Origin of the sequence: Calidifontimicrobium sp. SYSU G02091 (genome assembly GCF_022631395.1) — a bacterium.
GTDB lineage: Bacteria > Pseudomonadota > Gammaproteobacteria > Burkholderiales > Burkholderiaceae_C > Calidifontimicrobium > Calidifontimicrobium sediminis.
Genome location: NZ_JALBGB010000035.1, coordinates 1 through 10,761, shown reverse-complemented (window position 1 = coordinate 10,761; position 10,761 = coordinate 1). Strand labels below are relative to the sequence as shown.

Below are 10,761 nucleotides of genomic sequence, written 5' to 3'. Positions count from 1 at the left end.
GGCGGCCTCAGCCGGCGCGGGCGTGCTGCAGCCGCCCGCCGACGTAGGTGGCCACGAGGTTGCGCTCGTCGCCGAGCGTGATCCACGCGAACACGCGCTCGTGCGGCGTGCGCGCGAGCGCGTCGCGGTGTGTCGCGACCGGGCCGACGGCCCAGTCCCACACCGCGAGGTCGGCCATGCGGCCGGGCTCGAGCGAGCCGATCTCGTCGTCGAGGCGCAGCGCGCGCGCCGCCCCGCGCGTGGCCGCATACAGCGCCTTCCACGCCGTCAGCCGCACCCCCTGCAGCGCCTGGATCTGGTACGCGGCGGCCAGCGTGCGCAGCATCGACAGGCTCGTGCCGCCGCCGACGTCGCTGGCCAGCGTCACTGCGGCACCGGCGGCTTCGAGCGCGGTCCAGCGCAGCAGGCCGCTGCCGAGGAACAGGTTCGACGTCGGGCAGTGCGCGATCTGCGCGCCGGTGGCGGCGAGCAGCGCGCGGTCGGCGTCGTCGAGCCAGATGCCGTGCGCGAGCACCGAGCGTGGCCCGAGCAGCCCGTGGCGGTGGTAGACGTCGAGGTAGCTGCGCGCCTCGGGGAACAGCTCGGCGATCCACGCGACCTCGGCGCGGTTCTCGGCGACGTGCGTCTGCAGGTACACGCCCGGGTGCGCGGCGAGCAGCCGCCCGGCCATCGCGAGCTGCTCGCGCGTGCTCGTGGCGGCGAAGCGCACCGTCAGCGCATACGCGAGCCGCCCGCGGCCGTGCCAGCGCGCGATGCCGTCGACGCAGTCGCGCTCGGCGACGGCCACGTCGTCGGTCAGGCCCGCGGGCGCGTGGCGGTCCATCAGCACCTTGCCGGTGATCATGCGCATGCCGCGCGCGGCCGCGGCGTCGAACAGCGCGTCGGCCGAGACCTTGTGCACCGTCGGGAAGACGGCGGCGGCCGTCGTGCCGTGGGCGAGCAGCGCGGCGACGAAGCGCTCGGCGCCGGCGCGCGAGACCGCGGGGTCGGCATAGCGCTGCTCGGCCGGGAACGTGTAGGTGTTCAGCCAGTCGAGCAGCTCGGTGCCGTAGCTCGCGATGACGTCGAGCTGCGGCATGTGCACGTGGGTGTCGACGAAGCCGGGCGTCACGAGCCGGCCACGGTGGTCGACGCGCGGCCAGCCTTCGCCCGGGTCGGCGCGCGTGCGCCCGGTGATGCGGCCGTTCTCGACGAGCAGCCACGTGTCGGCGTCGAAGCGCACCGCCGGCGTGTCGACGGCGCCGAAGCCGGGGTCGTCGACGACGTCGAGCAGGTCGCCGCGGATCGCGAGCCGCTGCACCGCGCCGGCCGTCACGGCATGGCCCTCGCGCCCTGCGCCTGCAGCTCACGCGCGAGCGTGCGCACCTGCTCGCGCAGCCAGCGCCCGGCCGCACTGGCGTGCGACAGGTCGTGCCACAGCTGGTAATAGACCAGCGGCGGGAACGCCACCGGGCAGCGCACGATGCGCACCGGAAACTGGCCGACGTAGCGGCTGCAGAACAGCCGCCCGGTGGTCAGCACCAGCCGCGAGCGCGCGACCATCAGCGGCACCAGCCCGAAGTGCGGGCTGCGCACCGCGACCTGCCGCGCCAGGCCCTGCGCGGCCAGGTGCTCGTCGATCACGCCGGGCGTGCCGGCGTGCAGCGGCGTCGGTGCGACGTGTTCGGCCGCGAGGTAGCGCTCGGCCGTCCAGCCACGCGGGTTCGTCGCCGCCGGGTGATCGGCCGCGACGAGGCAGACGACCTCGTCGGCGAGCAGCCGCCCGAGGTGCAGCTCGCCGGGCGGGCGCAGCCAGTTGCCGATGACGAGGTCGATCTCGCCATGCGCGAGCGCGTGGCGGTAGTCGAACTCGCGCGACAGCGGCAGGATCTCGACGCGCGCGTCGGGCGCGTCGCGCTTGATCCGCGCGACGAGCTCGGGCAGGAACAGCGGGTCGAGGTAGTCGCTGGCGGCGATGCGAAACGTCAGCCGCGTCGTCGCCGCGTCGAACGCCAGCGCCGGCGTGCGCGCGCCGAACAGCTGCTCGGCGTGCCGCAGCAGCGCCTCGGCCGGCGCGAGCAGCTCGAGCGCGACCGCGGTGGGCGCCATGCCGGTGCCCGAGCGCACCAGCAGCGGGTCGCCGACGAGCTCGCGCAGGCGCCTGAGCTGCGCGCTGACCTGCGGCTGCGTGGTGGCCAGCTTCAAGGCGGCCCGCGAGACGCTGCGCTCGGTGATCACGGTGTGCAAGACCCTGACGAGGTGGAGCTCGATCTTGTCGAAGGCGGCGCGCCCTGCCATACGTTCATTTCGATAGCCGATATTTCGATTCTGATATGGACAAACGGCGTCGGGGCAGTACCTTTGCAGCCACGCCCACCCCGCTCGCCCGAGGCATGAACACCCGTCCGATCCGCTTCTTCCACCGCGGCGCCGTCGTCGAGGTCGACGGCCTGCCGCCGACGACGAGCGTGCTCGCGTGGCTGCGCGAGCACGCGCGCTGCACCGGCACCAAGGAAGGCTGCAACGAGGGCGACTGCGGCGCGTGCACCGTCGTCGTCGCCGAACTCGCCGAGCGCGCCGACGCCGTGGGCACGCCGTCGGCGCGCGCGACCGTGGTCGGCGGCCTGAGCCTGCGCACCGTCAACGCGTGCATCCAGTTCCTGCCCACGCTCGACGGCAAGGCGCTGCTGACCGTGGAGGACCTGCAGCGCATCGCCGGCGGCGGCCTGCATCCGGTGCAGCAGGCGCTCGTCGAATGCCACGGCTCGCAGTGTGGCTTCTGCACGCCCGGCTTCGCGATGTCGCTGGCCGCCACCTACGAGCGCCACTGCGAACGCGGTACCGCGCCGACGCGCCAGCAGCTCGCCGACGACCTGGCGGGCAATCTGTGCCGCTGCACCGGCTATCGGCCGATCCTCGACGCCGGCCAGCGCATGTTCGAGCTGCCGCGGGTGCGGCTCGACACCGCGCCGATCGTCAGCGCGCTGCACACGCTCGCCGCCGACCCCCCGCTCGCGTACGCGGCGCCCCACCCCGCCACCGGCCGCGTCGAGCGCTGCCTCGCGCCGCGCAGCGTCGACGCGCTGGCCGCCGCCTACGCCGCCGAGCCGCAGGCGCGGCTGCTGGCCGGCAGCACCGACATCGGGCTGTGGGTCAACAAGCAGTTGCGCGACCTGCCGGTGCTGATCCACGTCGGCGCGGTCGACGCATTGAAGCGCATCGACGAGCACGACGGCGTGCTCGCGATCGGCGCCGCCGCGCCGCTGGAAGACGCTTGGGGCGCGCTCGCGGCGCGCATCCCGACGCTCACCGACCTCTGGCTGCGCTTCGCGTCGCCGCCGGTGCGCCACGCCGGCACGATGGGTGGCAACGTCGCCAACGGCTCGCCGATCGGCGACAGCGCGCCGGTGCTGATCGCGCTCGGCGCGCGCGTCGTGCTGCGCCGCGGCGACCGCCGGCGCACGCTCGCACTCGAGGATCTGTACGTCGACTACATGGTCAATCGCCTCGAGCCCGGCGAATTCGTCGAGACGATCGAGGTGCCGCTGCCGGCGCCGCCCACCGCGGTGCGCGCGTACAAGCTCAGCAAGCGCTTCGACTGCGACATCTCGGCCGTGTGCGCCGGCCTCGCGGTGACACTCGACGGCGACCGCGTCGCCGACGCACGCTTCGCGTTCGGCGGCATGGCCGCGATCGTCAGGCGCGCCGCCCACGCCGAAGCCGCGGTGCGCGGCCAGCCGTGGACCGAGGCCACGGTGCGCGCCGCGATGGGCGTGCTCGAGCGCGACTTCACGCCGCTGACCGACCTGCGCGGCAGCGCCGGCTACCGCATGCGCGCGTCGAAGAACCTGCTGCTGCGGCTGTGGCTCGAGACGCGCCCCGCGCAGCCGCTGCCGCCTTCGGCGACGCAGGTGTGGGCGACGATGCCGCACACCACAGCCGCCTGAGCCGGGAGACACGACGATGAACAAGCCCGTCGACCCCTTCCTCGAGGCGCCGCTGGCCGCGCCTTTCGTCAACCACGCGGTGCACGCGGCACGCCGCCTCGACGCCGCGGCGGAGGCCAAGCGCCACGACGCCGGCGCGCGCGTGGGCGTCAGCCGAGCGCACGAATCGGCGCACCTGCACGTGGCCGGTGCCGCGACCTACGTCGACGACATCGCCGAGGTCGACGGCACGCTGCACGCCGCGCTCGGGCTGTCGCCGCTTGCGCACGGGCGGCTGAAGGCCGTCGACGTCGCGCGGCTGCGCGCGCAGCCCGGCGTCGTCGCGGTGCTGACGGCCGCCGACATCCCGGGCGCGAACGACTGCGGCCCGATCGTGCACGACGACCCGATCCTCGCCGACCGCGAGCTGAAGTACCTCGGCCAGCCGGTGTTCGCGGTGATCGCGACCGACCGCGATCTCGCGCGCCGTGCCGCGGCGCTCGCGAAGGACGTGATCGACGCCGAGCCGCTGCCGCCGGTCCTCACGGCGCGCGAGGCGCACGCGGCGCGGCAGTACGTCGTGCCGCCGATGCAGCTCGCGCGCGGCGACGCGCACGCCGCCATCGCCGCCGCGCCGCACCGCCTGCAGGGCTCGTTCAGCCTCGGCGGCCAGGAGCAGTTCTACCTCGAGGGCCAGATCAGCTATGCGGTCCCGCAGGAGGACCGCACGCTGCTCGTGCACTGCTCGACGCAGCACCCGAGCGAGATGCAGCACGTCGTCGCGCAGGCGCTGGGCTGGCACGCGCACCAGGTGCAGGTGCAGTGCCGGCGCATGGGCGGCGGCTTCGGCGGCAAGGAGTCGCAGTCGGCGCTGTTCGCCTGTGTGGCCGCGGTGGCGGCGGTGACGCTGCAGCGCCCGGTCAAGCTGCGCCTGGACCGCGACGACGACTTCCTCGTCACCGGCCGCCGGCACGGCTTCGAGTTCGACTGGGACGTCGGCTTCGACGCCGACGGGCGCCTGCTCGGCGTCGACATGACGCTGATCGCCAACGCCGGTTGCAGCGCCGACCTGTCGCCGCCGGTGATGACGCGCGCGCTGTGCCATGTCGACAACGCGTACTGGCTGCCTCACGTCGACCTGCGCGGCTACTGCGCGAAGACGAACACGCAGAGCAACACCGCGTTCCGCGGCTTCGGCGGGCCGCAGGGGGCGCTCGCGATCGAGATGATTCTCGACGGCGTCGCGCGCCGGCTCGGCCGCGACCCGCTCGACGTGCGGCGCGCCAACTTCTACGGCATCGGCGAGCGCAACGTGACGCCGTACGAGCAGGCCGTCGAGGACAACGTGATCGCCGACCTCGTCGCGCGGCTGGCCGCGCAGTGCGACTACGCGCGCCGCCGCGCCGAGATCGCGGCGTTCAACGCCGCGAGCCCGGTGCTCAAGCGCGGCCTCGCGCTGACACCGGTCAAGTTCGGCATCTCGTTCAACGTCGCGCACTACAACCAGGCCGGCGCGCTGGTGCACGTCTACACCGACGGCAGCATCCTCGTGAACCACGGCGGCACCGAGATGGGCCAGGGGCTGAACACCAAGGTCGCGCAGGTCGTCGCGCACGAGCTCGGCGTCGGCTTCGAGCGCGTGCGCGTGACCGCGACCGACACGCACAAGGTCGCCAACACGTCGGCCACCGCCGCGTCGACCGGCAGCGACCTCAACGGCAAGGCGGCGCAGGACGCGGCGCGGCGCATCCGCGAGCGCCTGGCGGCGCTGGTGGCCGCCAAGCACGGTGTCGAGCCGGCGAGCGTGCGCTTCGCCAACGACTTCGTCGAGGCGGGCGGCGTGCGGGTGCCATTCGTGGAGGTCGTGCACGAGGCCTACGTCGCGCGCGTGCAGCTGTGGAGCGACGGCTTCTACGCGACGCCCGGACTGCACTGGGACCGCGAGCGGCTCAAGGGCAAGCCGTTCTTCTACTTCGCGTACGGCGCGGCGGCGAGCGAAGTCGTCGTCGACACGCTGACGGGCGAACACAAGCTGCTGCGCACCGACGTGCTGCACGACGTCGGCGCATCGCTGAACCCGGCGGTCGACATCGGCCAGATCGAGGGCGCGTTCATCCAGGGCATGGGCTGGCTGACGATGGAAGAACTCGTCTGGCACCCGAAGACGGGGCGGCTGATGACCCACGCGCCGAGCACGTACAAGATCCCGACCGCCAACGACTGCCCGCCGGTGTTCAACGTGCAGCTGTACGAGAACGCCAACGCGGCCGACAGCATCCACCGCAGCAAGGCGGTCGGCGAGCCGCCGCTGCTGTTGGCGTTCTCGGTGCTGCTCGCGATCCGCGACGCCGTCTCGGCGGTCGGCGGCCACCGCGTCGACCCGCCGCTGCGCGCGCCGGCCACGCCCGAGGCGGTACTCGACGCGATCGACGCCGTGCGCGCCGCCACGGTATGACGTTCGCCACGCTGCGCGCCACCGCGCAGGCCTGGCTCGCCGCCGGCCGGCCGGCAATGGAGGTGCAGGTGCTCGAACACCGCGGCTCGGTGCCGCGCGAGGCCGGCACGCGCATGCTGGTGGCCGCCGACGCGGTGGCCGGCACGGTCGGCGGCGGCCACCTCGAGTGGCTGGCGATCGAGCGCGCGCGGCGGCAGCTGGCCGAAGGCGCGACCGCGGTCGACGACTGGGCGGTCGCGCTCGGGCCGTCGCTCGGCCAGTGCTGCGGCGGCGCGCTCGTGCTGCGCACGCAGCCGCTGACCGCCGCGTCGCTCGCGGCGTGGCCCGAGCCGCGGCCGCGCTTCGTGCTGCAGCTGTACGGCGCCGGCCACGTCGGCCGCGCGATCGTGCGGCTGCTCGCCGGCATCGACTGCCGCGTGCAGTGGATCGACGAGCGCGAGGCCGAGTTTCCCGCCGAGCCGCTGCCCGAACACGTGACGAAGCTGTGCGTCGAGCCGGTCGAGGCCGAGGTCGACGCGGCGCCACCGGGCACGTGCTACCTCGTGCTGACGCACAGCCACGACCTCGACCTGCGCATCACCGAGGCGATCCTGCGGCGCGGCGACTTCGCCTACTGCGGGCTGATCGGCTCGAAGACCAAGCGCGCGCGTTTCATCCACCGCTTCGAGCAGCGCGGCGTGCCGGCGGCGGCGATCGCACGGCTGACCTGCCCGATCGGCGTGCCCGGCATCGCCGGCAAGGAGCCCGAAGTGCTCGCGATCGCGGTCGTCGCGCAGCTGCTGCAGGTCACGGGCGCCGCCGACTAAGATCGGCGCCGCGTGCGGCTGCCGCCGCCGCGCGTGCCGATGAACCTCAAGCAGCTCGAATACTTCGTCCGCGTCGCCGAACTCGGCAGCTTCAGCAAGGCGTCGCGCGTGCTCGGCATCGCCCAGCCGGCACTGAGCCGCCAGGTGCGTGCGCTCGAGACCGACCTGCGCGAGACGCTGCTGCTGCGCGACGGCCGCGGCGTGCGCATGACGCAGGCCGGCCAGCGGCTGTTCGAGCACAGCATCGGCATCCTGCAGCTCGTCGCGCGTGCGCGTGAGGACATCGCGGCCAGCCGCGACGAGCCCAGCGGGCGCATCGTCGTCGGCATGCCGCCGAGCATCGCGCGGCGGCTGACGCTGCCGCTGGTCGAGGCCTTCGCGGCCCGGCTGCCACGCGCGCGGCTGGCGATCGTCGAGGGCCTGTCGGCGCACATCGCCGAGTGGACCGTCACCGGCCGCGTCGACGTCGGCGTGCTCTACGACCCCGAGCCGCAGCCCGGCCTCGAGACGGTGCCGCTGTTCGACGAGCCGCTCGCGCTGATCGAGCGCGGCAGCGCGCGCGCCCGCCGCACCGCGGCGACGGTGCCGCTGCACGAGCTGTCGCGCCACGCGCTGATCCTGCCCGAGCGCGCCCACACCTTCCGCAAGCTGCTCGAGACGCAAGCCGCGCACGCCGGCATCAAGCTCGACATCGCGTGGGAGGTGTCGGGCGTGCCGATCATCATCGACCTCGTCTGCGCCGGCCACGGCTGCGCCGTGCTGACGCCCAACGCCGTGTCGGCGTGGCCGCGCGGCGCCGAGCTCGTCGTGCGCCCGATCGTCGAGCCGGCGCTGCGCACCGTGCTCAGCATCGCGACGTCGTCGCGGCGGCGGCCCACGCCGCTGGGCACGCGCGTGATCGCGCTGCTGCGCGAACTCGCGCAGCGCATGGCGCCGGCGCGCTGACCGGCGGCGCCACGCAGCCGGCCGCCGATGGACCTCGCCCCGCTGCTGCGCAAGCTGCGCGCCGTGCAGGCGGTGGCTGCGGCAGGCAGCACCGTCGACGCCGCGCAAGGACTGCACGCGTCGCAGTCGTCGGTCGTGCGCGCGGTCAGGCACGCCGAAGCGGCGCTCGGCGTCGCGCTGTTCGAGCGCTCGTCGCGCGGCATGGTCCCGACCCCCGTCGGTCGGCTCGTCGCGCAGCGCGTCGCGCGTGCGCTCGAGCTGATCGCGCAGGCCGACGCACACGCGACACGAGCGCCGCGCAGCCCATGGCCCGCCCTCGCGTGGCAACGCAGCCGGCTCGCGTCCGGGATCGGGCACCGGCACGTGCGCACCTTCCTCGCGCTCGTCGACGGCGGCAGCGAATCGCGCGCGTCGCAGGCGCTCGGCGTGAGCCAGTCGGCAGTGCACCAGACGCTGGCACAGGCCGAGCACCTGGCCGGCGAGCCGCTGTTCTACCGCGCGCGTGCCGGCCTGCGACTGAACGACGCGGGCCAGGCGCTGCTGAAGGCGGTCAAGCTGATGCTCGCCGAGCTGGCCCACGCGGCCGACGACATCGCCAGCGCGCAGGGCACGATGCGCGGGCGCGCCGTGATCGGCACGCTGCCGTTCTCGACCGGCCTGTTCGTGCCGCGCGCGCTCGACCGCGTGCTGGCCAGCCACCCCGACCTCGAAGTCACCGTCGTCGACGGCACCTACGCGACGCTGCTGCACCAGCTGCGCTACGCCGAGATCGACGTCATCGTCGGCGCGCTGCGCGACCCGCCGCCGGCCGACGACGTGCGGCAGGAGACACTCTTCGACGACCGCCTGGCCGTCGTCGCGCGCCGCGGCCACCCGCTGGCCGGGCGCGCGCCGCTGCGCCTGCGCGACCTCGCGCGCTGTGCCTGGGTGCTGCCGATGCCGGGCACGCCGGCACAGGCTGCGTTCGACCAGGCTTTCGCCGCCGAGGGACTCGCCGCGCCACAGGAGCGGCTGCGCGTCAACAGCACGATGATGATGCAGGCCCTGCTGTACGACAGCGACCGCGTCGCGCTGATGTCGCCGCGCCACCTCGAGCGCGAGATCGCCGCCGGGCTGCTGACGGTGCTGCCGGTCGTGGTGCAGCACGCACCGCGGCTGATCGGCATGACCACGCGCGCCGACTACATGCCGCCGCCCGGCATGCGCGTGCTGCTCGACAGCCTGCGCGCCGCCGCACGCGAGGTCGGCACTGCGGGGCAACCCGCACCGGCGCTCGGCCGCGCTGGAGGGTATAAGCAATCTGCATAGACTCGGCGCCGCTTCGCACTGGCGCGCGGCACGCGGCGCTGCCAAGCTCGCGGCCTCGCCACACACCGCCCTTCAGGAGACCTTCGATGCTCAAGCGAGCCTTTCTGACCAGCGTCGCTGCCGCCGTGCTGGCGATCGCGACGTCCTCCGCCATCGCCCAGGACGACCGCTTCAAGATCGGTCTGATCCTGCCGCTGACGGGCCCGTTCGCGTCGACCGGCAAGCAGATCGAGACCGCCGCGCGCCTGTACATGGCGCAAAACGGCGACACGGTGGCCGGCAAGAAGGTCGAGCTGATCGTCAAGGACGACACCGGCGCGCCCGACGTCACCAAGCGCATCGCGCAGGAGCTGATCGTCAACGACAAGGTCAACGTGCTGGCCGGCTTCGGCCTGACGCCGCTGGCCTTCGCGACCGCGCCGATCGCGACGCAGGCCAAGACGCCGATGGTCGTGATGGCCGCCGCCACCTCCAGCGTCACCGAGGCGTCGCCGTACATCGTGCGCACGAGCTTCACGGTGCCGCAGGTCGTCACCGCGCTCGCCGACTGGGCCGCGAAGAACAACATCAAGCGCGTCGTCAGCCTGGTGACCGACTACGCGCCAGGCGTCGACTCCGAGAAGTACTTCAGCGACCGCTTCGTGCTCAACGGCGGCACCGTCGTCGAGAAGCTGCGTGTGCCGCTGCGCAGCCCGGACTTCGCGCCGTTCCTGCAGCGCGTGCGCGACGCCAAGCCCGACGCGCTGTTCGCATTCGTGCCGTCGGGCCAGGGTTCGGCGCTGATGAAGCAGTTCGCCGAGCGCGGGCTCGACAAGGCCGGCATCCGCCTGATCGCCGAAGGCAGCGTGACCGACGACGACATCCTCAACGGCATGGGCGACGTCGCGCTCGGCGTCGTCACCGCGCACCACTACTCGGCGGCGCACGACTCGCCGCTGAACAAGAAGTTCGTCGAGGCTTTCGCGAAGGCCAGCGGTGGCGGGCGCCCGAACTTCATGGGCGTCGGCGGCTACGACGGCATGCGCGTGATCTACGAGGCGGCCAAGGCGACCAAGGGCGGGCGCGGCGAGGCACTGCTCAACGCAATGAAGGGCCAGATCTTCGAGAGCCCGCGCGGGCCGATGTTCATCGACGCGCAGACGCGTGACGTCGTGCACAACGTCTACCTGCGCCGCGTCGAGAAGATCGACGGCCAGCTCTGGAACAAGGAGTTCGAGACGATCAAGGACGTGAAGGACCCGGGCAAGTCCCGCTGAGAGCGTGAGAGTTTTTCGTCCGCTGCCCTCGTGCTGGCATGTCTCTGGCTTGCTGTTGGGCATGAGCGATCCGACGCACCAAGACA

Annotated in this window: 8 protein-coding genes; 6 read left to right on the top strand and 2 right to left on the bottom strand. The window is 73.4% G+C overall.

From position 1 onward, the window contains the following. Positions 1-7: 7 nt before the first annotated feature. Together guaD and MOJ79_RS16465 are read right to left on the bottom strand one after the other, a co-directional pair. Positions 8-1,315: a guanine deaminase gene (guaD, locus tag MOJ79_RS16470; RefSeq protein WP_241925138.1), complete on the bottom strand. Its 1,308-nt coding sequence runs from the start codon at positions 1,313-1,315 to the stop codon at positions 8-10. Continuing rightward, on the bottom strand, positions 1,312-2,277 hold the full coding sequence (locus tag MOJ79_RS16465) for a LysR family transcriptional regulator (protein WP_241925137.1): 966 nt from the start codon (positions 2,275-2,277) through the stop codon (positions 1,312-1,314). The genes guaD and MOJ79_RS16465 overlap by 4 nt, the downstream gene beginning before the upstream one ends. Positions 2,278-2,372: 95 nt before the next feature. Between MOJ79_RS16465 and xdhA the strand changes: the two genes are divergently transcribed. The 6 genes from xdhA (at position 2,373) to MOJ79_RS16435 (ending at position 10,675) form a co-directional block, all read left to right on the top strand. Further along, positions 2,373-3,926, top strand: coding sequence for a xanthine dehydrogenase small subunit (gene xdhA / locus MOJ79_RS16460; protein ID WP_241925136.1), 1,554 nt, complete (start codon positions 2,373-2,375; stop codon positions 3,924-3,926). Between the two features lie 16 nt (positions 3,927-3,942). Further along, positions 3,943-6,360, top strand: a complete 2,418-nt coding sequence (xdhB, locus tag MOJ79_RS16455; RefSeq protein WP_241925135.1) for a xanthine dehydrogenase molybdopterin binding subunit — start codon at positions 3,943-3,945, stop codon at positions 6,358-6,360. After that, positions 6,357-7,166, top strand: coding sequence for a xanthine dehydrogenase accessory protein XdhC (xdhC, locus tag MOJ79_RS16450; RefSeq protein WP_241925134.1), 810 nt, complete (start codon positions 6,357-6,359; stop codon positions 7,164-7,166). The genes xdhB and xdhC overlap by 4 nt, the downstream gene beginning before the upstream one ends. Before the next feature lie 39 nt (positions 7,167-7,205). Continuing rightward, entirely contained in the window at positions 7,206-8,111 is a 906-nt protein-coding gene (locus MOJ79_RS16445; RefSeq protein ID WP_241925133.1) for a LysR family transcriptional regulator, read from the top strand. Between the two features lie 27 nt (positions 8,112-8,138). After that, positions 8,139-9,419: a LysR family transcriptional regulator gene (locus MOJ79_RS16440; RefSeq protein WP_241925132.1), complete on the top strand. Its 1,281-nt coding sequence runs from the start codon at positions 8,139-8,141 to the stop codon at positions 9,417-9,419. Positions 9,420-9,505: 86 nt separating this feature from the next. Further along, entirely contained in the window at positions 9,506-10,675 is a 1,170-nt protein-coding gene (locus MOJ79_RS16435) for an ABC transporter substrate-binding protein (RefSeq protein WP_241925131.1), read from the top strand. The last annotated feature ends 86 nt before the right edge of the window (positions 10,676-10,761 follow it).